At 71.7% G+C, this 24,240-nt stretch carries 22 protein-coding genes; 1 reads left to right on the top strand and 21 read right to left on the bottom strand.

Annotated elements, in window-relative coordinates:
• Positions 1-37: 37 nt before the first annotated feature.
• The 10 genes from B7K25_RS01980 to metK all read right to left on the bottom strand — a co-directional run bounded on the left by B7K25_RS01980 (position 38) and on the right by metK (position 10,450).
• Positions 38-301: a phosphoribosyl-ATP diphosphatase gene (locus B7K25_RS01980; protein WP_084103727.1), complete on the bottom strand. Its 264-nt coding sequence runs from the start codon at positions 299-301 to the stop codon at positions 38-40.
• Between the two features lie 194 nt (positions 302-495).
• Positions 496-963, bottom strand: coding sequence for a 6,7-dimethyl-8-ribityllumazine synthase (ribH, locus tag B7K25_RS01975; protein WP_084103725.1), 468 nt, complete (start codon positions 961-963; stop codon positions 496-498).
• Positions 960-2,201: a GTP cyclohydrolase II gene (gene ribA / locus B7K25_RS01970; RefSeq protein ID WP_084103723.1), complete on the bottom strand. Its 1,242-nt coding sequence runs from the start codon at positions 2,199-2,201 to the stop codon at positions 960-962. The genes ribH and ribA overlap by 4 nt, the downstream gene beginning before the upstream one ends.
• The gene (locus B7K25_RS01965) at positions 2,198-2,791 is read right to left on the bottom strand and encodes a riboflavin synthase (RefSeq protein WP_084103721.1); all 594 of its coding nucleotides are present in this window, start codon (positions 2,789-2,791) and stop codon (positions 2,198-2,200) included. Before B7K25_RS01965 ends, ribA begins: the two co-directional genes overlap by 4 nt.
• Positions 2,792-3,871, bottom strand: coding sequence for a bifunctional diaminohydroxyphosphoribosylaminopyrimidine deaminase/5-amino-6-(5-phosphoribosylamino)uracil reductase RibD (gene ribD, locus B7K25_RS01960; RefSeq protein WP_084103719.1), 1,080 nt, complete (start codon positions 3,869-3,871; stop codon positions 2,792-2,794). It abuts the gene before it with no gap.
• Positions 3,864-4,532, bottom strand: a complete 669-nt coding sequence (rpe, locus tag B7K25_RS01955; RefSeq protein WP_084103717.1) for a ribulose-phosphate 3-epimerase — start codon at positions 4,530-4,532, stop codon at positions 3,864-3,866. Before rpe ends, ribD begins: the two co-directional genes overlap by 8 nt.
• 107 nt (positions 4,533-4,639) lie before the next feature.
• Positions 4,640-6,070, bottom strand: a complete 1,431-nt coding sequence (locus B7K25_RS01950) for an RsmB/NOP family class I SAM-dependent RNA methyltransferase (protein ID WP_084103715.1) — start codon at positions 6,068-6,070, stop codon at positions 4,640-4,642.
• Positions 6,067-6,999, bottom strand: a complete 933-nt coding sequence (gene fmt, locus B7K25_RS01945; protein WP_084103713.1) for a methionyl-tRNA formyltransferase — start codon at positions 6,997-6,999, stop codon at positions 6,067-6,069. Before fmt ends, B7K25_RS01950 begins: the two co-directional genes overlap by 4 nt.
• A gap of 30 nt (positions 7,000-7,029) precedes the next feature.
• Complete coding sequence (locus tag B7K25_RS01940) at positions 7,030-9,270, bottom strand: hypothetical protein (RefSeq protein ID WP_084103711.1); 2,241 nt, start codon at positions 9,268-9,270, stop codon at positions 7,030-7,032.
• A gap of 10 nt (positions 9,271-9,280) precedes the next feature.
• Entirely contained in the window at positions 9,281-10,450 is a 1,170-nt protein-coding gene (gene metK, locus B7K25_RS01935) for a methionine adenosyltransferase (RefSeq protein ID WP_084103709.1), read from the bottom strand.
• A 111-nt stretch (positions 10,451-10,561) separates the two neighbouring features.
• Here metK and B7K25_RS01930 point away from each other — a divergent pair, with 111 nt between their 5' ends.
• Positions 10,562-11,032 carry a YpsA SLOG family protein gene (locus B7K25_RS01930; RefSeq protein ID WP_084103707.1) on the top strand — a complete coding sequence of 157 codons (471 nt, stop codon included), beginning with the start codon at positions 10,562-10,564 and terminating at the stop codon, positions 11,030-11,032.
• Between the two features lie 227 nt (positions 11,033-11,259).
• Here B7K25_RS01930 and coaBC read toward each other — a convergent pair whose 3' ends face one another.
• The 11 genes from coaBC to B7K25_RS01875 all read right to left on the bottom strand — a co-directional run bounded on the left by coaBC (position 11,260) and on the right by B7K25_RS01875 (position 24,135).
• Positions 11,260-12,501, bottom strand: a complete 1,242-nt coding sequence (gene coaBC / locus B7K25_RS01925) for a bifunctional phosphopantothenoylcysteine decarboxylase/phosphopantothenate--cysteine ligase CoaBC (protein ID WP_084103705.1) — start codon at positions 12,499-12,501, stop codon at positions 11,260-11,262.
• 12 nt (positions 12,502-12,513) lie between these two features.
• Positions 12,514-12,780, bottom strand: coding sequence for a DNA-directed RNA polymerase subunit omega (gene rpoZ, locus B7K25_RS01920; protein ID WP_084103703.1), 267 nt, complete (start codon positions 12,778-12,780; stop codon positions 12,514-12,516).
• A gap of 83 nt (positions 12,781-12,863) precedes the next feature.
• Positions 12,864-13,439 (bottom strand): guanylate kinase, encoded by a 576-nt coding sequence (gene gmk / locus B7K25_RS01915; RefSeq protein WP_084103701.1) that lies wholly within the window; start codon positions 13,437-13,439, stop codon positions 12,864-12,866.
• Entirely contained in the window at positions 13,436-13,750 is a 315-nt protein-coding gene (gene mihF / locus B7K25_RS01910; protein WP_084103699.1) for an integration host factor, actinobacterial type, read from the bottom strand. Before mihF ends, gmk begins: the two co-directional genes overlap by 4 nt.
• 24 nt (positions 13,751-13,774) lie before the next feature.
• Entirely contained in the window at positions 13,775-14,617 is an 843-nt protein-coding gene (pyrF, locus tag B7K25_RS01905; protein ID WP_084103697.1) for an orotidine-5'-phosphate decarboxylase, read from the bottom strand.
• 26 nt (positions 14,618-14,643) lie between these two features.
• The gene (gene carB, locus B7K25_RS01900; protein ID WP_084103695.1) at positions 14,644-17,973 is read right to left on the bottom strand and encodes a carbamoyl-phosphate synthase large subunit; all 3,330 of its coding nucleotides are present in this window, start codon (positions 17,971-17,973) and stop codon (positions 14,644-14,646) included.
• A gap of 1 nt (position 17,974) precedes the next feature.
• Entirely contained in the window at positions 17,975-19,120 is a 1,146-nt protein-coding gene (gene carA / locus B7K25_RS01895) for a glutamine-hydrolyzing carbamoyl-phosphate synthase small subunit (protein ID WP_234988034.1), read from the bottom strand.
• Positions 19,117-20,433: a dihydroorotase gene (locus tag B7K25_RS01890; protein WP_084103693.1), complete on the bottom strand. Its 1,317-nt coding sequence runs from the start codon at positions 20,431-20,433 to the stop codon at positions 19,117-19,119. The genes carA and B7K25_RS01890 overlap by 4 nt, the downstream gene beginning before the upstream one ends.
• Positions 20,430-21,407: an aspartate carbamoyltransferase catalytic subunit gene (locus B7K25_RS01885; RefSeq protein ID WP_084103691.1), complete on the bottom strand. Its 978-nt coding sequence runs from the start codon at positions 21,405-21,407 to the stop codon at positions 20,430-20,432. The genes B7K25_RS01890 and B7K25_RS01885 overlap by 4 nt, the downstream gene beginning before the upstream one ends.
• Positions 21,404-22,012: a bifunctional pyr operon transcriptional regulator/uracil phosphoribosyltransferase PyrR gene (pyrR, locus tag B7K25_RS01880; protein WP_255376115.1), complete on the bottom strand. Its 609-nt coding sequence runs from the start codon at positions 22,010-22,012 to the stop codon at positions 21,404-21,406. The genes B7K25_RS01885 and pyrR overlap by 4 nt, the downstream gene beginning before the upstream one ends.
• A gap of 35 nt (positions 22,013-22,047) precedes the next feature.
• On the bottom strand, positions 22,048-24,135 hold the full coding sequence (locus B7K25_RS01875; RefSeq protein WP_084103689.1) for an HNH endonuclease signature motif containing protein: 2,088 nt from the start codon (positions 24,133-24,135) through the stop codon (positions 22,048-22,050).
• Positions 24,136-24,240: the final 105 nt, after the last annotated feature.

Here is a 24,240-nt window from a genome sequence, read left to right as displayed (position 1 = left end):
GGTGGTGGGGTCACGGCGACGGTGTGGCGGTGACGGGCTAGAGGTGGCGGTAGACGTCGGCAGGCGTGAGACCCTTCGCGACCATCATCACCTGGGTCCAGTACAGGAGCTGGGAGATCTCCTCGGCGGCCTCGTCCGAGCTCTGGAACTCGGCGGCCATCCAGGACTCCGCGGCCTCCTCGACGAGCTTCTTGCCAATCGCATGGACGCCCTTGTCGAGCATCGCGACCGTGCCCGATCCCTCGGGGCGCTCCTGGGCGCGCGCGGACAGCTCGTCGAACAGCTCGTCGAAGGTCTTCACGATTCCAGCCTAGGGGATGCGCGACACGGGAGGACCGGGACTCCCCGTTCCTCCCGCATCGATCCAACAGGCTGTTCTCGGACGCACCACCAGCCAGAGTCGACCGCCAGGACGGCGGAGGGCCGATGCGCTCGCCGGGGCCGCGACGTGTCGTCGCCCTTCCGGCGGCGCCGGGTCGGGCCTTGCGGGCCCGGTCAGGCGATCGAGGCGAGCGTGAGGGCCGTGGACAGGGCGGCCTCGACGGCCTCGGCGCCCTTGTCCTCCTTGGAGCCCTCGAGGCCCGCGCGGTCGAGCGCCTGCTGGACGTCGTCGACCGTGAGGACGCCGAAGCCGACCGGCACAGCGTGCTGACGGGCGACCTCGGTGAGGCCCAGCGTGACCGACTGGCACACGTACTCGAAGTGGGGCGTCTCCCCCTGCACGACCACGCCGAGGGCGACGATCGCATCGGCGCCCTTGCGGGCGAGCCGCTCGGCGACGACGGTGAGCTCGAAGGCGCCCGCGACCCGGGTGACGCGGTAGCGCGCGCCGGAGGCCTGCGCGGCGCGGACCGCGCCCGCGACGAGGCCGTCCATGACGTCGGTGTGCCACTGGCTGGCGACGATCTCGACGGTCAGCCCGCGGCCGTCGACCTCCATCTGAGGCGCTCCGGCGCCGCTCACGCGTTGTCTCCCAGCAGGTGTCCCATGCGCTCGATCTTAGTGCGCAGGTACTCGGCGTTCTCGGGGTGCTCCCCGTAGTGATGCGGGATGCGCTCCGAGACCTCGATGCCCGAGGCGCGCATGGCCTCGACCTTCGACGGGTTGTTGGTCATGAGCCGCACCTCCGTCATGTCGAGGGCGTGAAGGATCGCGGCGGCCGCGCCGTACTCGCGGCGGTCGACCGGGAAGCCGAGGTCGGTGTTGGCGTCGACCGTGTCGCGGCCGGCGTCCTGCAGCGCGTAGGCCTGGACCTTGCCGAGGATGCCGATGCCGCGGCCCTCGTGACCCCGCAGGTACACGACCGCGCCACCCTCCGCGGCGACGCGCCCGATGGCCGCGTCGAGCTGCGGGCCGCAGTCGCACCGGAGCGATCCGAAGGCGTCGCCCGTGAGGCACTCGGAGTGCACGCGCACCACCGGCGTGGCTCCGGCGGGCACCGGCGCGGTGAGCGCCACGTGCTCGTCGCCGGTGCGCGCGTCGCGGAAGGCCTTGATGGTGACCTCGCCGTGGCGGGTGGGCAGGCGCGCCTCCCCCGAGAACTCCACGCGGTGCGGCGCGGGCTCGATGGGCGCGGGCTGGTCGTCCACGTGGCGGCGGTACGCGATGAGGTCGGCGATCGTGAGGAACACGAGGCCCTCCCGGTTCGCGACGTCAGTCGCGTCGCCGGTGCGCATCATGGTGCCGTCGTCGTTGACCAGCTCGGCGATGACGCCGACGGGCTCGAGCCCGGCCAGGCGGCACAGGTCGACGGCGGCCTCGGTGTGCCCGGGCCGGTGCAGCACTCCCCCGGCGACGGCGCGCAGCGGCAGCACGTGGCCCGGACGGATGACGTCGTCGGCGGTCGCCTCTGGGTCGGCGAGCACCTGGAGGGTGCGGTGACGGTCGGCGGCGGAGATGCCTGTGGTGATGCCGGTGGTCGCGTCGACGGACACGGTGTACGCGGTGCGGCGCGGGTCCTGGCTGTTGGGCACCATGAGCGGGAGGTTGAGGGCGTCCGCACGAGGGCCGGTCATGGGCGCGCAGAGGTAGCCGGACGAGTGCCGGATGCCCCACGCGACCCACTCCGTGGTCGTGGTCTGGGCGGCCATGATGAAGTCGGCCTCGTTCTCGCGGTGGTGCGAGTCCGCGACGAGCACGGGCTTGCCCGCGCGCAGGTCCTCGAGCGCCCGCTCGACGAGCTCCACGAGCGCGGCGGTCATGAGCGCGCCGCCAGCATCGACTCGACGTACTTGCCCATCACGTCGACCTCGACGTTGACGAGGTCGCCCAGCGCGAGCGCGCCGAGCGTGGTGTCAGACAGCGTGGACGGGATGAGCGACACGGTCGCGTGGGAGCCCTCGAGCGCCGCGACGGTGAGCGACACCCCATTGAGCGCGATCGAACCCTTGGGCACGACGTAGCGCACGAGGTCGGCGGGCAGGGCGAAGGTGAAGTCGTCCCACTCGGCCTGCGAGTCGCGGGCGACCAGCTCAGCCTGGCCATCAACATGGCCCTGCATGATGTGCCCGCCCAGGCGGCCGTCTGCGCGCAGCGCGCGCTCGAGGTTGACGGTGCGGCCGGGCTGCACCTCGCCGAGCGTGGTGGTCTTGCGCGTGATGCGCATGACGTCGGCGTCCCAGGTGCCCTCGCCCTGACCTGCGACGGTGAGGCAGACGCCGTCGACGGCGATGGACTCGCCGTGCACGAGGTCGCCCCCGTAGCCCTCCGAGCGGATGGTCAGACGCGAGCGAGCGCCGTCGTCGACCACCTCTTCGATGATGCCGACGGCCTCGACGATGCCGGTGAACACTCAGACTCCTTCCGTCAGCAGCGCGGTGACAAGGGTATCCGCGCCCAGACGCTCGGATGTCACTGCTTGACCTCTCAACGAATCCGCCATGGTTCCGATTCCCAGATCGTCGACCACGCTCGGCCCCGCCCCGAGTAGCGCCGGAGCGATGTACGCGTTGAGCTCGTCCACGAGGCCGGCACGCAGGAACGCGCTGAGCAGCGTCGGCCCGCCCTCGACGATGAGCGTGCGCACCTCGCGCGCCCACAGCTGGGCCAGGATCTCGTGCGGATCGCGGGAGTCGATCGCGACCGCTCCCCCGCCCTCCCAGACCCGCTTGCCCGTGGTGTCGGTGTGGCCGACCACGACGCGCAGCGGCTGGTGATCCGCCTGCTTTCCACCCGGACGTGCGGTGAGCGACGGGTCGTCGATCATGACGGTTCCAGTGCCGACCGCGATGGCGTCGACGCTCGCGCGCACGCGGTGGGCGTGCTCGCGGGCCTCCTCGCCGGTGATCCAGAACGAGGTGCCGTCGGCGGCGGCCATGCGCCCGTCGAGGGTGGACGCCCACTTCGCGATGACGTAGGGACGATGCGCCCTCATGGCGGCGAGCCACCGTCGGTTGAGCGCGTGGGCGCCCTCGTGGGGCACGAGGGTGGCGCGGATCCCTCGCCCCCGCAGCACCTCGCCGCCGCCGCTCGAGGCGTCACCGGGGTCGGCGACGGCGTACACGACGGTGCCGATGCTCGCTTGGGTCAGCGCGTCCACGCAGGGCCCGGTGCGTCCCGTGTGCGCGCACGGCTCCAGGGTGACGACCGCGGTGGCACCGGCGATGTCGCTGCCGCGGGCGGCGGCATCGGCGATGGCTGCGACCTCGGCGTGCGGCGTTCCGGCTCCCCGGTGCCATCCCTCCCCGAGCACGGTGCCGTCCGCGGCCAGCAGCACGCAGCCCACGCGGGGGTTGGGTCCGTACGCGGGCCCGCGGCGAGCGAGCGCCACGGCGCGGTCCATGCCCTCCGCGGCGGTGAGCGGACCCGGAGACGCCTCCGTGACGGCCCCGGGGGCGTCGTCGCGTGCTCGCGCGCGTGCGTCGTCAGGCATCGGTGCGCGCCTCGCGCGCGATCGACCGCAGCGCCTCGATCTCGGCGTGCCGATCCGCAGCGCCGTAGACGGCCGAGCCGGCCACGAACACGTCGCAGCCCGCCGCGGCGACCTCCGCGATGGTGTCGCGCGCGACGCCGCCGTCGGCCTGCAGCCACAGGTCGTGGCCGAGCTCGTCTGCCCGGGCACGCAGCGAGCGCAGCTTGGGCATCATGTCGGGCATGAAGGCCTGACCGCCGAACCCGGGCTCGACCGTCATCACGAGCACCATGTCGAACTCCGTGAGCACGTCGAGTAGCGAGTCGACGGGCGTGCCTGGCTTGATCGCGACGCTCGCGCGCGCGCCGAGACGGCGCAGGTCTCGCGCGATCGCCACGGGGTTCTCCGCGGCCTCCAGGTGGAAGGTCACCGACGAGGCGCCCGCCTCGGCGTAGCGGGGTGCCCAGTGGTCGGGGTCCTCGATCATGAGGTGCGTGTCGATGGGCATCGGCGCGACCTGCGCGATGCGCTCCACGACGGGCAACCCCAACGTGAGGTTGGGCACGAAGTGCGCGTCCATGACGTCGACGTGCAGCCAGTCCGCGTTCTCGACGGCCAGGATGTCCCGCTCGAGGTTCGCGAAGTCGGCCGACAGGATGCTGGGTGCGATCTGGATGCCCATGGCGTCGAGCCTAGCCGCGAACGTGACACCCAGCGCCGTCGCACCGGCTGGCGACCGCCGCGCCTAGTGGCGCGGCGAGTACCTGACTGCAGCGGAGGTGACGCCCGTCAGGCCGGCCGCTCGAGAAGCGCGAGGAACATCGCATCGGTGCCGTGGACGTGCGGCCACAACTGCACGTGCGGACCCTTGCCCCACGCCTCGGGCCCGGTGCCGGTCACGGCCGCGACCGCCTTGCGCGCATCCAGCGTGACGAGGTCCGATCCCGCCACGACTTCTCGCGTCTCCTCGACGACGGGCGAGCAGGTGATGTACGCCAGAACTCCGCCGGGGGCGAGCAGCGTCGCCGCGCGCGCGAGCAGGTCGCGCTGCAGGGCGACGAGGTCCGGCACGTCCGCCGGTTCGCGACGCCACCGCGCCTCGGGACGGCGTCGCAGCGCGCCGAGCCCTGTGCAGGGTGCGTCGAGGACGATGCGGTCGTAGGTGCCCTCGTCGCCCCACCGCGTGGCGTCGGCCTCGTGCACGGTGACGACTCCGTCGGGGATCGCGCGCACCGAGCGGCGCACCAGGTCGGCGCGGTGGCGGTGGAGCTCGAGCGCATCGAGGAACCCGCCATTCTCCGCCGCGATGGCGCCGAGCAGCGCCGCCTTGCCGCCGGGCCCGGAACACATGTCGAGCCACCGCTCCCCCGGCACGATGTCGCGCGCCGCGGCGAGGGCGCCTGCGACGATCTGGCTGCCTTCGTCCTGCACCGCCGCCATCCCGTCGGACACCGCGGCGATGGCTCCCGGGCGGCCGCCGGCGAGGGTGACGGCCCACGGCGAGTGCTCGCCCGGAGTGCCGTCCACCTCGGCGGCGAGCGCATCGCGGTCGGCGAGCCCCGGCCGCGCCACGAGCGTCACCTTCGCGGGCTCGTTGTCCGAGGCCAGGAGCTGCTCGATCTGGCCAGCTCGGCCGTCCAATTCGAGGGCGCGCTCGAGCTCCGCCACCACCCAGTCGGGGTGCGAGTGCCGCACGCCCATCGCCTCGCGTGAAGTGCCGGCGGCGACGGTCGCGAGCCACGCGTCCCGCTCCTTCTCGGTGACGCGCCGCATGATGGCATTGGCGAACTTGGCTGCCCCGGCGCCGGCGTGACGGCGGGTCTGATCCACGGTCTCGGACACGGCTGCGTGCGCGGGGACGCGCATGGCGAGGGCCTGGTGGATGCCCAGCCACAGGCAGATGCGCACCGAGTTGTCGACCGACTCGGCGGGGCGGCGCGCGGCCGAGGCGATGATGGCGTCGTACAGGCGCTCCATCCTCAGGGCGCCGTAGGCGAGCTCGGTGGCGAAGCCCGCGTCACGGCCGTCGAGGCCCGCCTTCGCGACGATGTCGGGCATCACGAGGTTCGCGTACGCCGAGTCGTAGACCACGGACTCGATGCACGTGAAGGCAGCCTCGCGAGCCGGCGAGGGACGGCCCCCGCCCGAACCGCCTTTGCCGTGGACGCCGCCCCGCCCGGCACCACCGGTGGGCTTCCGCGGCCGCTGCTTCTTGCTCATGCCTCTCCCAGAATCGCGTCGCTGCCCAGGCGCGCGCCGCGCCACCAGGCGTCGACCGCCGTCTGTCCCTTGCCGGCCGGCTGGACCCACGACAGCTGCACGGGGTGCCCGCCCGTGCCCACGGTCACGGCGTCGCCGTGCTGCGCGAGTTGGCCAGGCACGGTCGCCGGCAGGTCGGCGCGCACCTTTACCGGTCCGAGCTTGAGGGGCGACCCGTCGGGCAGCGTGGTCCACGCGCCTGGAGCCGGCGTGCAGCCGCGGATCTGACGGTCGACGACGTGCGCCGGCCGGTCCCACCGCACGTACGCGTCCTCCCGGCTGAGCTTCGCGGCGTGGCTCACGCCGTCTGCGGGCTGCGCGACCGGCGAGGCTGCGCCGGCCCCGAGCGCCTCGATCGCCTGCACCAGGAGCGGCGCGCCAATGGTTGCCAGCCGCTCCAGGAGGACGCCCGACGTGTCTGAGCCGCGGATCGCCTCGGTGACCGTCCCGATCACGGGCCCGGTGTCCATGCCTGCGTCCAGCAGGAAGGCCGAGGCTCCGGTGACCTCGTCGCCAGCCATGATCGAGCGCTGGACGGGCGCGGCGCCGCGCCACGCGGGAAGCAGGGAGAAATGCAGGTTGACCCAGCCGTGGCGGGTGGCCTCGAGCAGCTGCGGACCCAGGATCTGCCCGTACGCGACGACGGCGGCCGCATCGGCGTCGAGGTCCGCGATCGCGGCGATGAACTCGGGATCCTTCGCCGTCTCGGGGGTGTGGACCGGGTACCCGTGCTCGAGCGCGTGCTCCTTGACGGGTGACGGGTAGAGCGTCTTGCCTCGGCGGCCGCGCGCGTCCGGCTGGGTGACCACGGCCACGATCTCGTGCCGCTCGGCCAGGGCCTCGAGACTGGGGATCGCGATCTCGGGTGTGCCGGCGAAGATCAGACGCATGCGTCCATCGTAGGGCGAGGCCGAGTCGCCTCAGCGCGGCAGGACCAGCGGTCCGTCGACCCTCATCCTCAGCTCCTTGCCCTCGGCCGATGCCTCGCGCTGCAGCGCCCGCACGGTGTCGATCGCGCCCTGCGCGACGCCGCGAGAGACGAGCAGACCGGTGCCGCCGTCGATCGGCACTTCGGTCACGGACGGAATCGCAGGGCCCGCTGCTTCGAGCGGTCGCTGCGCGTCACGAGCCACCAGTGCCACCCTCTCGGTCGCGCGGAGCACCAGGTCGGCGTCCCCCGAGAGGGCGAGGTAGCGCCGATGCGGTGGAAGACCGAGCTCGCGCCGCTCCTCCACCTCGGTCGTCGCGGCGTCCGCGGGGCTCCAGCTGCTCAGGGCGCGCTCCACCTCGGGAGGTAGGTGGCCCACGACGGAGACCATGCCGCCGTCGCGGCGCGACCGCACCAGGGACGCCGCGCCGAGCCACCATCGCAGAGCGTTGAGCTCGCCGCCGAGCGACGCGCTCGCGGCCACGCCGGCATCGATGATGACGAGGTGCGCGTATCCGCCCTCCACCGCCGGCAGCGCTCCGGGAGTGGCGAGGACCACGCCCTCGCCGACCTCGCCGTCGGCCGACACCCCAGCCGATGCCGTCGAGACGGTGAGCGGAACGTCGCCGAGCATGCGCACGAGCTGCTCGCCGATGCGGTCGGCGCCCTGCCGCACCTGCTTGAGCTCGGCGCCGTGGCACTCGGGACAGTGCCAGTCGGGCTGGAGGTGGCCGGCGTCCTGGCAGCGGGGGTCGGTGCCGTGCGCAGCGACCATCAGCAGCGAGTCGCACTCCCGGCACAGGGCCCACGCGTCGCAGCGGGCGCACGCTGCGGCGCGCACGTAGCCCGCTCGCGGCACGACGATGCCGACCGGGCCGCGCGCGAGGCCGTCGCGGACGCGCCGCCACACCGATCCGGGCATCCAGTGCCAGCCGGCGCCGCCCTCGCGGTCGCGTCGTTCGGCGGAGACGATGTCGACGGCCGGGACGGCGTCTCGTACCGAGGCAGTCGGCGCGGTGGCCAGCCGCGCCCACCCCGACGCGGTGAGCGCCACCGCATCGGCGCTCAGGGCGTAGCCGGCGAGCAGTAGCGCCGACCCGCCCTCGGCCCGCATCGCCGCCACGGTGCGCGCGTGCGGGTACGGAGCGTGGGGGTCCTCGTACACACCGTTCGCCTCGTCCCAGACGGTGATGAGACCCAGGCGCGGCACGGGCTGCATCGCCGTGGGCCGGGTCCCCAGCACGATGCGGGCGTGACCGTGCAACCCGGCGAGGTACGAGCCGAAGCGGGCCGACGGCCCATCGTCGTGGTCGAGGACGGCGACGTGGCCTCCCCCGCGGGACGTCCAGCGCCGCAGCCCGACCCGCTCGAGCTCCGCGAGCACCAGCGCGATGGCGCGGGCATCGGGAACGACGAGGATCGCCGATGCGGCAGACGGTCCGTGTGGCGCTTCTGCGGCTGACGCTTCCGTACGCGCGACGTCTGTCCGACCGGCACTTACGCCACCGGTACCCGTGCCACCGGCGCCCGTGCCACCTTCCCCAACGACGGCCTCGAGTGCGGCGCGCACCAGTGCGTGCACGGGCGCCGACGCGCGAGGCTCCGCCTCGGGCAGCGCTTGCCACACGACGCGCTCGCACGCGCCGACGAGGGACCCCCCGCTCTCGATGTCCCCGCCCGAGCCGCCCGAGCCGGCCGCCGCCTCGAGGGCCGCCGCGTAGTCTGCGCGGTCGTCCTCGGTGCGAGCCGTCCAGTCGCGGCGTTCGACCGCCGCCACCCTCGGCGGCACCGCAAGTCGCAGAACGTCCCACAGCGACCCGCCATAGCGCCGCGCCACGCGACGCGCGAGGTCGATCCCCTCGGCGCTCACCACCGGTCGCGCGCTCGCGGAACGGACGGCGCTCAGCGATCCCTTGAAGCCGCTGCCGGTTCCGAGCTCGGTGACGATCGCGCTCACGAGCTGGCCGGCGAAAGGCACGCGCACGCGCGAGCCCACGCCCACCTGGCCGCGGAGCTTCCTCGGCACGATGTAGTCGAACGGGCGGTCGAGATGCGGCAGCGGGCTGTCGATGCATACCGTCGCGACCGCGCCAGCGGCCTGCGCCTCTCGCGTCGCCTCGGCTCCGACTCCGGCTCCGGCGCGAGGGTCGGAGCCGGAGTCGGTGGCCGGAGCCGCGGCGGACGGTGCGAGCTCGAACAGCGCGTCTCCGGAGGGCGCCTGGTCGCCGCTCACGGCCGTGGTCCTAGGCGCATGCCGCGGCGAGCGCCTCCGCGCGGTCGGTGCGCTCCCACGTGAAGTCGGCCAGCTCGCGCCCGAAGTGCCCGTAGGCGGCGGTCTGGCGGTAGATGGGACGGCGCAGGTCGAGCGCGTCGATGATGGCGGCGGGGCGCAGGTCGAAGGTCTCGCGGATCGCGCCCACGATCCGCGCGGGGTCGACCGTCTCGGTGCCGAAGGTCTCGACGTAGAGCCCCACGGGACGCGCCGTGCCGATCGCGTACGCGACCTGCACCTCGCACCTGTCCGCGAGTCCCGCCGCGACCACGTTCTTGGCGACCCACCGCATCGCGTACGCCGCCGAGCGGTCCACCTTCGACGGATCCTTGCCCGAGAAGGCGCCGCCGCCGTGGCGCGCCATGCCCCCGTAGGTGTCGACGATGATCTTGCGTCCCGTCAGGCCGGCGTCGCCCTTGGGCCCGCCGATCTCGAACTTCCCGGTGGGGTTGATGAGCGATCGGTGGCCGCCGGCATCGAGGTCGAAGCCCGCGAGCACGGGCGCGATGACCTCGGACTCGAGGGCCTCGCGCAGGTCGCCCATGTCCATGCCCTCGGCGTGCTGGCTCGACAGCACGACCGTGTCGACGGTGCGCGCGACGTCGTCTTCGTAGCCAATGGTCACCTGCGCCTTGCCGTCGGGGCGCAGGCCCTCGACCGCGCCGTCGCGGCGCGCCTGGGCGAGGCGTTGGGTGAGGCGGTGCGCCATGGCGATGGGCAGAGGCATGAGCTCGGGGGTGTCGCAGCACGCGTAGCCGAACATGAGGCCCTGGTCGCCCGCGCCGATCTCTGACCCGTCCGTGTCGGTCGCGTGGCCGACGCCCTGCCAGATGTCGGGGCTCTGCTCGCCGATCGACACGGAGACGCCGCACGAGTCGCCGTCGAAGCCGTCACGCGACGAGGTGTAGCCGATGCCGGTCACCACCTCGCGGATGGTGCCGGGGATGTCGACGTACGCCTCGGTGGTCACCTCGCCGGCCACGTGCACGAGCCCGGTCGTCACCATCGTCTCGACCGCGACGCGCGAGGCGGGGTCCTGGCGCAGCATCTCGTCGAGGATCGCGTCGGAGACCTGGTCGCAGATCTTGTCCGGGTGGCCCTCGGTCACGGACTCTGAGGTGAACAGTCGAAGATTCGTCACGCACGCCAGCCTAGTCGGGACTGCTGACACCCACGCCGTCGAGCCCTGCTTGCTAGCGTCGCGAACAGGCGGCGCTCAACCGCCACTCAGGAAGCGGGAAGGGAGACGGCGATGGCACGCGTCTCGCGGATCATCTCGGGCGGCCAGACGGGCGTCGACCGGGGAGCGCTCGACGCGGCCATCCGTGCCGGCGTGATCCACGGCGGCTGGTGCCCTGCGAGGGGCTGGGCCGAGGACAAGCCGCACCACCCGGGCGTGCTCGTCGACTATCCCGGCCTCAAGCCCACGGTCGACGCCGATCCCGCCACGCGCACCCGGTTCAACGTGCGCGACTCTCACGCGACGCTCGTGCTCACCGGCGGCGCCGAGTCCGCCGGCACCGCGCTCGCCGTGGCATCGGCCCGTGAGCTCACGCGTCCGGTGCTCGTGGACGAGGACGTCCCGGGCGTGCTCGCCTGGCTCGACGGGCTCGGGTCGGAGCTCATCCTCAACGTGGCGGGTCCCCGAGCCAGCGAGTGGACGGAGGGGTACGACGCGGCGCTTCACCTCGTCGCCGCCGTGCTCGCGAGCGATCGCGACTGACCTGGTCTCAGCGACCCGCCCCAGGGATGCGGTCCGCACCGCCACTGCCGACACGTGGGGTTGCGCCTCCTCCACGCCGCCGGACTTTACGCTCCGCCACGACGGTCTGACACGCTGCCGCACCCGGCGACGGGTAGCGGGCGCGGGGACCGGTCAGTGGCGCGCCAGCAGAGCGCCGATGCGGTCGAGGACCGCGTGCGCGACCGACAGCTTGGCGCCGGGAACGGTCAGTCGCGCGACAGCAGAGCGCCGATGCGGTCGAGGACCGCGTGCGCGACCGACAGCTTGGTGCCGCTCGCCTCGCCGACGACGGTGCCGTCGGCGGACAGCAGCGTGACCGTGTTGGTCGCGGTGCCGAAGCCCTTGCCGTCGCCGACCTCGTTCAGCACCAGCAGGTCGGCGCCCTTGCGGCGGGCCTTGGCGGCGCCGTGCTCGAGGACGCTCGCCGCGTCGTCGCCGGTCTCCGCGGCGAACCCGACGATCACCTGACCGGGGCGACGGGCGGCGACCAGGCCGGCGAGCACATCGGCGGTCTGGACGAGCTCGAGCGTCATGCCGTCCGTGCCGGACTTCTTCAGCTTGACGTCGCTGGCCTGAGCCGGACGGAAGTCCGCGACCGCGGCGGCCATGACGACCGCATCGGCGCTCCCCGCGAGGCCCGTGACAGCCTCCTCGAGCTCGGCAGCGGTCTCGACGTCGACACGCTCGACGTCCTCCCCCAGCGGAAGCGAGACGTTGGCGGCGACGACGGTGACGCTCGCTCCACGCTCCCGTGCGGCCTCCGCGATGGCGAAGCCCTGATGGCCGCTCGAGCGGTTGCCCAGGTAGCGGACCGCGTCGATGGGCTCGCGGGTCCCGCCGGCCGAGACCACGAGCGACACTCCCTCGAGGTCGCCCCAGCCCGCGGCGGCGCCGGTGGCGATCTCGCCGTTCGCCGCGCGACTCCCGTCAAGCAGGGCGTACAGCGCTGCGACGATGTCCTCGGGGTCGGGCAGCCTGCCCGGCCCGGAGTCGGGGCCCGTCAGCCGGCCGACGGCCGGTTCGAGGACGTGCACGCCGCGCTCGCGCAGCGTCGCGACGTTCGCCTGGGTCGCCGGATCGCGCCACATCTCGGTGTGCATCGCCGGCGCCACCATGACGGGCGCCTCGGTGGCCAGCAGCGCGTTGCCCAGGAGGTCGGTGGCGCGCCCCGCGGCCATCTGCGCGAGGAAGTCGGCGGTCGCGGGGGCGACGAGCACCGCATCGGCCCGTTGCCCGAGCCGGACGTGCTGCACCGACGGGACGTCGTCGAACGTCTCCGTCGGTGCGGGGTTGCCCGAGAGCGCCTCCCACGTCGCGCGTCCCACGAAGTTCAGGGACGCCGCGGTGGGCAGCACCCGGACGTCATGGCCGTCCTCCGCGAGCAGGCGCAGCACGGACGCGACCTTGTAGGCCGCGATCCCACCGGTCACGCCCAGGAGGACGCGCATGGGGGTGGAGGGTTACTCGGCGGAGTCGCCGAGCTCCAGCAGGGAGCCCTCGTTGATCTCGCGCAGCGCCACGGACAGCGGCTTGTCGGTCGAGTCGGCCTCGACGAGCGGGCCCACGTTCTCGAAGTGGCCCTCGCCCAGCGCCTCGTAGTACGAGTTGATCTGGCGGGCGCGCTTGGAGCCGTAGATGACCAGCGCGTACTTCGAGTCCACCTTCTCGAGCAGCTCGTCGATCGGGGGGTTGGTGATGCCCTCGGGCTGTGCCACGGTTCCGGCCACGGTTCACTCCAGAAGTTGTCGTATCGGGGAAAGTCCGCCGTCCAGTGTACCGCGCATGCGTCGGAGGGCGGGCGAGGCGCGCGTCAGCCGCGATTGCCGCGCGGCTTGCCGGGCTTCAGGACCAGCGCCTCGAGCTGGCTGACGGCAGTGTCGAGGTCGTCGTTGATGATGATGACGTCGAACTCCTTCGACGCCGCCATCTCGACCTCGGCGGTGCGCAGACGACGTTCGCGCTCGAGGTCGTCCTCGGTGCCGCGGCCGACGAGCCGGCGGACCAGCTCGTCCATCGACGGCGGCTCGACGAACACGTAGAGCGCCTCCGGCATGGCCGCGCGCACCTGGCGCGCGCCCTGGAGGTCGATCTCGAGGAGGGACGGGACTCCCGCGGCGAGGTTCTCCTCGACGGCCGCGCGGGGCGTCCCATAGCGGTGCGTGCCGTGGACCGTGGCCCACTCGAGCAGGTCGCCGCGCTCGATCATGCGGGAGAACTCGTCATCGCTGACGAAGTGATAGTGCTCGCCATCCACCTCCCCCGGTCGCGGCGACCGGGTGGTGGCGGAGACGGACAGCCAGATGTCGGGGTTGCGCTCACGCAGGGCTCTCACGAGAGTGCCCTTGCCCACCGCGGTGGGACCAGCGAGCACGACCAGTCGGGTCATCGATGCTCGCGCTCGACGAGCGCCTCGACCTGGTGCGTCCCCAGCCCCCGGATGCGGCGCGCGGGAGAGATGCCGATCTCCTCCATCGCGGACTCCGCACGCTTGGGCCCGATCCCCGGCAGGCACTGCAGGAGATCACGGACGCGGATGCCGGCGAGAGCCTCGTCGGCCTTGGCGCGGGAGATGGCCTCCTGAAGGCTCATCTCTCCACGCGACAGCTCCTCCTTGAAGACGCGACGTGCGCTGCGCACGGCGGTCGCCTTCACGAGGGCCGCCGCACGCTGCTCGTCGGTCAGTTCAGGTGTCGCCACGGTCCCTCCTTCCTCGCGTGCGGGTCACGCCCGCAGCGCGTGCTGCGCTGCTTGTGCGGCCGCCTGGATGGCGCCGCGCAGCTTCTCGGTGAAGGGGCCCGCCTGGAGCACACCCCTCGACTGGTTGACGAGCACGAGGTGCCGAGAGTTCCCGAATACCTGGGACAACTCCTCCGCCGTGCCGCCCTGAGCGCCCACGCCGGGCGCAAGGATGGGGCCGTTGAGACCCTCGAGGCCGATGCCGAGATCCGACACCGCCGAGCCCACCGTCGCACCGACGACGAGCCCCACATCTCCCATGGGCTCCGCGCCCGCGTTGCGCTCGGCCGCCTGCCGCACCATCGACTGGGCGACCAGCTCGCCGTCCGCGGAGCGCGCGTGCTGGACGCTCTTGCCCTCGGGGTTCGAGGTGAGCGCGAGCACGAAGACTCCCTTGCCGTGCTCGGCAGCGAGCGACAGGGCCGGCTCGAGCGAGCCGAAGCCCAGGTACGGCGACACGGTCAGGGCGTCGCACTCGAAGGGTGCGCCCGGACGCAGGAACGCGTCCGCGTAGCCCTCCATCGTCGAGCCGATGTCGCCGCGCTTGGCGTCGAGGATGGTGAGCACCTCGGCCTCGCGCGCCTTGCCGAGCACGTACTCGAGCGCGGCCATGCCCTTGGCGCCGTGGCGCTCGAAGAACGCGGCGTTGGGCTTGAGCACGGCGGCCGTCCCCTTCGCGGCGTCGACGACGGTCTCGCCGAAGGCCGCGAGGCCCGTGGGGGTGTCGTCCAGACCCCACGCCTGCAGCAGCGAGGCGTGAGGGTCGATGCCCACGCACAACGGACCGAGCCGGTCCATCGCGTCCGTGAGCTGGGCTCCGAACCGCATGCGGTCCTCCTTGGGGTACGGCCTTCTCAGGCCATGTTACCTGCGATGACGTTTCTCGCACGGGCACCGGCGGCATCCTGAAGGCTCAGGACGTCGAAGGGTCCGCGGCGGCGCGCCTCGATGGCGAGCACCGCCGCCGCGAGCTGCTGGGTGGTGGTCACGATGGCCGCGTCGGCGGCGGTGGCCGCGGCGCGGATCTCGTAGCCGTCGGCGCGCGCGCCCTGGCCCGAGGGCGTGTTGATGACGAGCGGAACCTCGCCCGCGTTGACGAGGTCCACGATGGTGGGCTCGCCGTCCGCTCCCCTGCCCTGCGAGTACTTGCGCACCACGCGGGTGGGGATGCCGTGGCGGCCGAGCACCTGCGCGGTGCCCTCGGTCGCGAGGATCTCGAAGCCCAGCTCGTGGAGGCGCGCGACGGGGAACACGATCGAACGCTTGTCGCGGTCCGCGACGGACACGAACGCCGCCCCCTCGGTGGGCAGGCCGCCGAATGCCGCGGCCTGCGACTTCGCGAAGGCGAGCGGGAAGGTGTCGTCGAAGCCCATGACCTCGCCGGTCGAGCGCATCTCGGGGCCGAGCACCGAGTCGACCACGAGGCCGTCGTGGGTGCGGAAGCGCTTGAACGGCAGGACCGCCTCCTTGACCGCGAGGCGCTGGCTCATGTCGATGTGCGCCGCGTCGATCTCGGGAAGGATGCCGTCGCGCTTGAGGTCCGCGATCGAGGTCCCGGTCATGACCAGCGAGGCCGCGGTCGCGAGCGGGACGCCCGTCGCCTTCGCCACGAACGGCACCGTGCGCGACGCGCGCGGGTTCGCCTCGAGCACGTAGAGCACGTCGCTCACGAGCGCGTACTGCACGTTCATGAGCCCGCGCACGCCGATGCCCTTCGCGAGTGCCTCGGTGGAGCGGCGGATCCGCTCGAGCTCCTCGAGGGAGAGCGTCACCGGGGGCAGCACGCAGGCCGAGTCGCCCGAGTGGATGCCGGCCTCCTCGATGTGCTCCATGACGCCGCCGAGGTAGAGCTCCTCGCCGTCGTACAGGGCGTCGACGTCGATCTCGATCGCGTCGTCGAGGAAGCGGTCGATGAGCAGCGGCGCGTCCGTGGCGTGGTCGCCGATGTCCGCCATGCGCGTGCCGTAGTCGGCGAGCTGCTCGCGGTCGTAGACGATCTCCATGCCGCGGCCGCCGAGCACGTACGACGGGCGCACGAGCACCGGGTAGCCGATGGACTCGGCGATGTCGATGGCCTCGTCGATGCCGTGGGCGGTGCCGTACGCGGGTGCCGGCACGCCGGCCTCCTCGAGCACGCGTCCGAAGGCGGCGCGGTCCTCGGCGTTGTCGATCGCCTCGGGCGAGGTGCCGAGGATCGGCACGCCCGCATCGGCGAGGCGCTTCGCGAGGCTCAGGGGGGTCTGCCCACCCAGCTGGACGAACATGCCCTTCACCGGGCCCGCGGCCTTCTCCGCCTCGTAGACCGCCATGACGTCCTCGAACGTCAGGGGCTCGAAGTACAGGCGGTTCGCGGTGTCGTAGTCGGTCGAGACCGTCTCGGGGTTGCAGTTGACCATGACGGTCTCGTAGCGGTCCTTGAGCGACAGCGCGGCGTGCACGCACGAGTAGTCGAACTCGATGCCCTGGCCGATGCGGTTGGGGCCCGAGCCGAGGATGAGGACGGCCTCGCGGTCGCGCGGGGCGACCTCGGTCTCCGCGTCGTACGAGCTGTAGTGGTACGGCGTGCGGGCCTCGAACTCGGCGGCGCAGGTGTCGACCGTCTTGTAGACGGGCAGGACGCCCAACTCGGCGCGGGCGGCGTACACGTCCTCGACGGGCAAGTGGCGCAGGTCCGCGATCTGGGCGTCGGCGAGGCCGTGGCGCTTTGCCTCCCGCAGCACCTCGGCGGTGAGCTTGGGGGCCGATGCGGTGGCCAGGGCCACCTCGTTCATCAGCAGCATCTGGTCGAGGAACCAGGGGTCGATCTTGCAGGCGTCGAAGATCGCCTCGAGCGTCGTGTCGCCGGCGAGGACCGCGCGCAGCAGCTGCTGCACCTGGATGAAGCGCTTCTCCGTGGGGACGGTGATGGCCTGCAGGAGCTCGTCGATCTGCTCCCCCGACGGCGCCTCGCCCTCCCAGTGGAAGTTGGCGGAGCGCTTGTCGATCGAGCGCAGCGCCTTGCCGAGCGCCTCGGTGAAGGACCGGCCGATGCTCATGGCCTCGCCCACGGACTTCATGGTGGTGGTGAGGACCGGGTCGGCGGCCGGGAACTTCTCGAACGCGAAGCGCGGCACCTTCACGACGACGTAGTCGAGCGTGGGCTCGAAGCTCGCGGGCGTCGAGCCCGTGATGTCGTTGGGGATCTCGTCGAGCGTGTACCCCAGGGCGAGCTTCGCGGCGATCTTGGCGATCGGGAAGCCCGTGGCCTTCGAGGCGAGCGCGGAGGACCGCGACACGCGCGGGTTCATCTCGATGACGATGAGGCGCCCGGTGTCGGGCTCGACGGCGAACTGCACGTTGCAGCCGCCGGTGTCGACGCCCACCTCGCGGATGATCGCGATGCCGACGTCGCGCATGCGCTGGTACTCGCGGTCCGTCAGGGTCATCGCGGGGGCGACGGTGACGGAGTCGCCGGTGTGGACGCCCACGGGGTCCACGTTCTCGATCGAGCACACGACCACGACGTTGTCGTTGCGGTCACGCATGAGCTCGAGCTCGAACTCCTTCCACCCCAGGATGGACTCCTCGAGGAGCACCTCGGTGGTCGGCGAGTAGTGCAGGCCGGCTCCGGCGATGCGACGCAGGTCCTCCTCGTCGTAGGCGAAGCCCGAGCCGAGGCCACCCATGGTGAACGAGGGGCGCACCACGACGGGGTAGTTGAGCTCTTCGGCCGCGGCGAGGCACTCGTCCATGGTGTGGCAGATGCGCGAGGCCGCGGAGTCCGCACCGCAGCGCTCGACGACGCCCTTGAACAGCTCGCGGTTCTCGCCCAGGTTGATGGCCTCGAGGTTGGCGCCGATGAGCTCGACGTCGTACTTCTCGAGGATCCCGGCCTCGGCTGCGGCGATGGCCGCGTTGAGCGCGGTCTGGCCGCCGAGGGTCGGCAGCAGCGCGTCGGGGCGCTCCTTGGCGATGATCGACTCGATGACCTCGGTGGTGATCGGCTCGACGTAGGTCGCGTCGGCAAACTCGGGGTCGGTCATGATCGTCGCGGGGTTCGAGTTGAGCAGCACCACGCGCACGCCCTCGGACTTGAGGACGCGGCAGGCCTGGGTGCCGGAGTAGTCGAACTCGCAGGCCTGGCCGATGACGATGGGGCCCGATCCGATGACCAGGACGGAGGTGATGTCGTCGCGCTTGGGCACGTCAGCGCGCTCCCTTCATGACGTCCACGAAGCGGTCGAACAGGTAACCGGCGTCGTGGGGGCCGGCGGCGGCCTCGGGGTGGTACTGGACGGAGAACGCGGGGATGTCGAGGCACTCGAGGCCCTCGACCACGTTGTCGTTGAGGCAGACGTGGGAGACCTTCACGCGGCCGTAGCCGGCGGGGCTCACGCTGTCGCCGTCGAGCGGGGCGTCGACCGCGAAGCCGTGGTTGTGCGCGGTGACCTCGACCTTGCCGGTGGTGCGGTCCATCACCGGCTGGTTGATGCCGCGGTGGCCGAACTGGAGCTTGTAGGTCTCGTAGCCGAGCGCGCGCCCGAGCATCTGGTTGCCGAAGCAGATCCCGAAGAACGGCACCTTGGCGTCGAGGATCTGCTTGAGCGCGGCGACCGGGCCCGCGGCGGCGCCGGGGTCGCCGGGTCCGTTCGAGTAGAAGACTCCATCGGGGTTGGTCTCGAGGATCTGCTCGGCCGTCCAGGTCGACGGCACCACGGTGACGCGGATGCCGCGCTGCGCCATCAGCTCGGGGGTCATGGCCTTGATCCCCAGGTCCACGGCGACGACCTCGGCGATCGTCTCGGTGCCCTCGGGCGGCTCGACCACGTAGGCGTCGGGAACCGAGACCTCGTCGGCGAGGTGGGCCCCCGCCATCTCCTGCCCCGCGCGCACCTGGGCGACCAGCGCATCGGCGCTCAGGCGCTCCCCGCCGGGGGCGAGCGCGTCGCCCGAGAAGATGCCGGCGCGCATGACGCCCTCGCGCAGGATGCGAGTGAGCTGGCGGGTGTCGATGCCGGAGATGCCGACGATGTCCTGATCGCGCAGGTCGTCCTCGAGGCCACGCTTGGCGCGCCAGTTGGACGCGCGGCGGGAGGGGTCGCGCACCACGTAGCCGGCGACCCAGATCTGGCGGGACTCGTTGTCCTCGTCGTTGACCCCGGTGTTGCCGATGTGCGGCGCCGTCATCACGACGATCTGGCGGTGGTAGCTCGGGTCGGTGAGCGTCTCCTGGTAGCCGGTCATGCCGGTGTTGAAGACGATCTCTCCGAGGGTCAGGCCGGTGGCGCCGTATGCGCCGCCTTCGAACGTCCGCCCGTCCTCAAGGACGAGCACTGCGGGGGTGGCGTTCACGCTGTCACTCCTTCGAAGCGCTGATCAAGATGGGTGGCGGCGCCGCGCAGGAAGGTCGCGACGGCACGGCCGGGCAGCTCGATCCCGCCGAAGGGCGAGTTGTTGCTGCGCGAGGCGGTGGCGGACGGCTCGACCGTCCACGCCGCCTGGGGGTCGACGAGGGTGACGTTGGCCGGCTCGCCCACCTCGAGGGGGCGGCCGTGGCCGTGGTCGAGGCCGATGCGCGCAGGGGTCTCGCTCATCACGCGGGCGACATCTCGCCACGACAGGGCGCCCGAGTCCACCATCGTCCTCTGGACGATGCCGAGGGCGGTCTCCAGGCCGATCATGCCCATCGCGGCAGCGCCCCACTCGCAGTCCTTGTCCTCGTCGGGGTGGGGCGCGTGGTCGGTGGCGACGATGTCGATGGTGCCGTCGGCGAGGCCCGCACGGACCGCGTCGACGTCGGCCTGGGTGCGCAACGGCGGGTTGACCTTGAACCGGGGGTCGTAGCCCCGTGCGGACTCGTCGGTCAGCAGCAGGTGGTGAGGCATGACCTCTGCGGTCACGTCGATGCCCTTGGACTTCGCCCAGCGGATGATCTCAACGGAGCCTGCGGTGCTGAGGTGGCAGATGTGCACGCGGGAGCCGACGTGGCCGGCGAGCAGCACGTCGCGGGCGATGATCGACTCCTCGGCGACGGACGGCCAGCCGGCGAGGCCGAGCTCGGCCGAGACCAGTCCCTCGTTCATCTGCGAGCCCTCGGTGAGGCGCGGGTCCTGCGCGTGCTGCGCCACCACTCCCCCGAAGGTCTTGACGTACTCGAGGGCGCGGCGCATGAGCAGCGCGTCGTGGACGCACTTGCCGTCGTCGGAGAACACGCGCACCTGGGCGCGGGAGTTGGCCATGGCGCCCATCTCGGACAGCTGGGTGCCGTTGAGTCCGACGGTGACGGCGCCGACGGGGAACACGTCCACCAGGCCGACCTCGCGGCCGCGGCTCCACACCTGCTCGACAACACCGGCGGTGTCCGCGGTGGGCGTCGTGTTCGCCATGGCATGCACCGCGGTGAAGCCGCCCCGCGCGGCGGTGCGGGAGCCGGTCTCGATGGTCTCAGCGTCCTCGCGACCGGGCTCGCGCAGGTGCGTGTGCAAGTCGACCAGGCCGGGCAGGGCGACCAGTCCGGACGCGTCGATGCGCACGGAGTCAGCGGGCGCATCGGCTGCGCTCAGAGACGCGATGACCCCGTCGACCAGGACCAGGTCCGCGGTGGTCTCGCCGTACAGCGAGGCCCCTTCGATGACATAGGCGCGGGACGCGGTGGTGGCGCTCACTCCGCGGCCTCCTCTCCAGCAAGTAGCAGGTACAGGGCGGCCATGCGCACGGCGACGCCGTTGCTGACCTGTTCGACGATGACGGACCGCGGGTGGTCGGCGGCCTCGGCAGAGATCTCGAGCCCGCGGTTCATGGGCCCGGGGTGCAGGACGATGGCGTGGTCGGGCAGGCGTCGCAGCCGCTCGCCGTCGAGGCCGAAGAGCCGGGTGTACTCCTCGGGGCTCGGGAAGAAGCCGGAGCCGCCGCCGGTCATGCGCTCGCGCTGCACGCGCAGCATCATGATGCCGTCGAGGTCGTGCGCCTCGATGGCCTCGTCGAGCGTGTAGTGCACGGCGATGTCGGAGCGGTCGGTCATGCCGTAGGGCAGCAGCGTCGGCGGAGCGACGATCACGACGTTCGCGCCGAGCGTCCGCAGCAGCGGGATGTTCGAGCCGGCGACGCGCGAGTGCAGGATGTCGCCCACGATGGCGAAGGTCAGACCCTCGAGCGCCTTGCCGTTGGCGCCGGAGTCCTTGCCGCCGCCGACCAGGTGGCGGCGCATCGTGAACGCGTCCAGAAGCGCCTGCGTGGGGTGCTGGTGGGTGCCGTCGCCGGCGTTGAGCACGTGGCCGTGCATCCAGCCGCTCTCGGCCAGGCGCTGGGCGGCGCCGGAGGCCCAGTGGCGCACCACGACGGCGTCGGCACCCATGGCCTGCAGGGTGAGGGCGGTGTCCTTGAGGGACTCGCCCTTCGACAGGCTCGAGCCCTTCGCGGAGAAGTTGATGACGTCCGCACTCAGGCGCTTGGCGGCGGCCTCGAAGCTGATGCGCGTGCGCGTCGAGTCCTCGAAGAACAGGTTGACGACGGTGCGGCCGCGCAGCGTGGGGAGCTTGCGCATCTCCCGTTCCTGCGTGGCGGCCATCTGTCCGGCAGTGTCGAGGATGCGGATGGCGTCCTCGCGGCTGAGCGAGTCGGTGTCGAGCAGGTGCCTCACGCGCTCTCCCCCTCCGTCGAGCCGGAATCCTTCGCGTCAGCGTCCTTCGAAGCAGCGTCCTTAAAACCCGCGCCGGAGATCAGCACCTCATCGACCCCGTCGATCTCTTCGAGGTGGACGTCGACGCGCTCGGACTTCGCCGTGGGGAGGTTCTTGCCCACGAAGTCGGCGCGAATGGGCAGCTCGCGGTGGCCGCGGTCGACCAGCACGGCGAGCTGGACCGCTCGCGGCCGGCCGAGGTCCTTGATCGCGTCCAGAGCGGCGCGGATGGTGCGGCCCGTGTGGAAGACGTCGTCGACCAGCACGATGGTCGCGTCGTCGATGCCGGCCTCCGGCAGCGTCGTCTCGCCGATCGCGCGCGTGGGCTGACGGTGCAGGTCGTCGCGGTACATGGTGATGTCGAGCGCGCCGGCGTTGGCGGCGGCGTCGAAGCCGGGCTCGACCTCGGCGATGCGCTGCGCGAGCCGCTGGGCGAGGGGCACTCCCCTGGTCGGGATGCCGAGAATGACGAGGGACTCGTGGCCCTCGTTGCGCTCGAGGATCTCGTGCGCGATGCGAGTGAGGGCGCGCGCCATGTCGGGCGCGCCGAGTACGGTGCCAGTCACCTGGCGACCTCCTTCCCCGCCTCTCTGGACGGTCCTTAAAGGATGTCGGTGCTTGTCTCGGGAAAGACTACCTGGACACGGGCGCCGGCGCCGACCATGTCGCCTGCCCTGACGTCGATTGCTCGTCCCAGGTGCGGCGCGAACCGCGCCTCCACGGGCGAAGCACAGCGTGGGTTCGCCGTGCGACCGCTGCCGTAAGCCCTCACCGCACTGTTCCGGGCCGGGTGGGTGCGGTCTCGCGCGCCTCGGATTCGGTCTTGGCTGGCGACGTTGGGCTTCGTAACGCCACGAACACTCCCCCGAGCGTCGCGTCGGGGAGCCGGTGCATCCGAACTATCCGCTGGGATCGAGACGATGCCCGCGTCGGCGGCGCACGAGGCTGAGCTGTGCTTGGCCGGGTGCTCGGCGTTCGGCGTGGCCGTGAGGGCGTCGAGGTCCAAGCCGTCCTGCTTGTCGTGGGTCGAGCCGTGCTGTGCTTGGGAGTCGTGGTGGGTGGAGCCGTTCTGCCCGTTGACGCCCGGCTCGGCAGAGTTCGCTTGCTGAGCGTGGGCGGAGTTCTCCTGCCCGTCGTGGGTGGGGTTGGTGCCGGCGATGGGTGTGGTGGTGTGGCGTCGGCTGGTGGCGGCACCAACACTGTCGGTGCCGGCGGCCTCGAGTTCCTCGAGCGCTTCGGGGGTGAGCGGGATGTGGTCGTGGAGCATCCGTCCGCCGGGTCGGCGTCTCTGCTCGGGGTCGATTGTTTTCGGTGGGGTGAACCACACTTCGGTGGGGGTGGCGTGCACTGTCCAGCCTTGGCGGTGCAGGTCGTGGTGACACCTCGAACACAGCAGGAGCCCGTTGTCGAGGTCGGTGGGTCCTTTGTCTTTGACCCATTCGCGGATGTGGTGGGCCTCGCAGTGGCTCGGCGGTGCACCGCACATCGCGCATCCTCCGTCGCGTTCGACCAGGGCGAGGCGTTGTGCCCGGTTGAACGGCCGCTTGGACCTGCCCAGGTTCAACACCGCACCGTCAGCAGTCAGCGACACGGGGATCAGTTCGCTGTCGCCGGTCAGGCGCCGTGCGGTGGCGGCGGTGATGGGCTGTCCGAACCCATCCACCGACGCCACACCATCGGATGCTTCTCCGCGTCCTGCAGCATCGATCGCGTCTTGAACGTCGTTGGTGGTGGTGCGGATCACCAGCGTCGCCGCTCCGCGGGGCACGACGGTGTCGTCGGCGGCGAGCATGTGGCGGGCAACCAGTGCGAGGGCGTCGGCACGCATCTGCGGCACAGTGCGCTCATCGGCGGTCACAGCAGTCTTGTCACGCTTCGCCTGCAAGCTCTTGCCGACGATCGCATCGAGTGCGGCTTTGATGGGGGCGGCGGTCTCGACATCGAGAAGTCCGATGATCTTGACCATGCCGGAGGCTTCCTCGATGACATGCAGATACCTGTCGGCGTGCTGGATCATCTCCCGCTGAGCCAGGCTCTTACGGTCCAGATCGGCTTCGACCTGACGGACCACCCGGGACAGCTGCTTGAGGTTCAGCAGCTTCGCCTTGGCCACCAGCTCACGCTCGGCGGCCACCCACGCGACCGGATCAGCAGTCTCGAACACGTTCTTCAGCATCCGGGAGATCGTGGAGGCGGCCTCGATGGACACCTCGGCTGCCTCCACCGCCGCAGGCAACACCACAAACCTCGGTCCCGCAGGCGGCTCCTCGCCCGCAGGCGCGGAACCACCACCGTCGCCAGAGCGCTCTCCGGTGGTCGGCTCTGGCGCCGGCTTGGCGGCGTCGTCAAGGATCTCGCCCACATCGATCAGCCGGCCCGCATCAAACTCCGACCCTCCCGTCTGACCCGACACCAACCCCTTCGGGCTGGGCTTGCCATTCCTACGCGCCATCCCCGCCGCACCATCCTCAGACGTGGAGCGGCGTGCCTGCGCGGCAGCAACCTTCGCCACCATCACATCCAGCTCACGCCGGGCACGCCCCAACGCCTCACCGAGTGCCCGCAAATCCGACTGCGCCAGACCGTCCAGATCCACACCAGCGAGCCCCGTGCCCGACCCCAACGCAGCCCGCACCCAGCCCAGCACATCCGTGCCAACCAGGCCGGTCGAAGGGGACGAAGAACTCATACCCTCATCACACCACCAGGGTCTGACAACGACAGAAACCCCAGGTAATGCAGTCAGTAGGCACAACCGGGGGCGACACGACAGGCCCCGGAAGGAGCGCATCGG

Origin of the sequence: Demequina sp. NBRC 110056, from assembly GCF_002090155.1 — a bacterium.
Lineage (GTDB): Bacteria > Actinomycetota > Actinomycetes > Actinomycetales > Demequinaceae > Demequina.
This window is presented reverse-complemented; position numbering and strand designations above follow the sequence as displayed.

Bases quoted from the DNA above. Each gene is read 5' to 3' on its own strand.
- ribA (WP_084103723.1), bottom strand. From the start codon at position 2,201: ATGACCGCCGCGCTCGTGGAGCTCGTCGAGCGGGCGCTCGAGGACCTG.
- ribD (WP_084103719.1), bottom strand. From the start codon at position 3,871: ATGCCTGACGACGCACGCGCGCGAGCACGCGACGACGCCCCCGGGGCC.
- rpe (WP_084103717.1), bottom strand. From the start codon at position 4,532: ATGGGCATCCAGATCGCACCCAGCATCCTGTCGGCCGACTTCGCGAAC.
- B7K25_RS01950 (WP_084103715.1), bottom strand. From the start codon at position 6,070: ATGAGCAAGAAGCAGCGGCCGCGGAAGCCCACCGGTGGTGCCGGGCGG.
- fmt (WP_084103713.1), bottom strand. From the start codon at position 6,999: ATGCGTCTGATCTTCGCCGGCACACCCGAGATCGCGATCCCCAGTCTC.
- B7K25_RS01930 (WP_084103707.1), top strand. From the start codon at position 10,562: ATGGCACGCGTCTCGCGGATCATCTCGGGCGGCCAGACGGGCGTCGAC.
- coaBC (WP_084103705.1), bottom strand. From the start codon at position 12,501: ATGCGCGTCCTCCTGGGCGTGACCGGTGGGATCGCGGCCTACAAGGTC.
- gmk (WP_084103701.1), bottom strand. From the start codon at position 13,439: ATGACCCGACTGGTCGTGCTCGCTGGTCCCACCGCGGTGGGCAAGGGC.
- pyrF (WP_084103697.1), bottom strand. From the start codon at position 14,617: ATGCGGTTCGGAGCCCAGCTCACGGACGCGATGGACCGGCTCGGTCCG.
- B7K25_RS01875 (WP_084103689.1), bottom strand. From the start codon at position 24,135: ATGAGTTCTTCGTCCCCTTCGACCGGCCTGGTTGGCACGGATGTGCTG.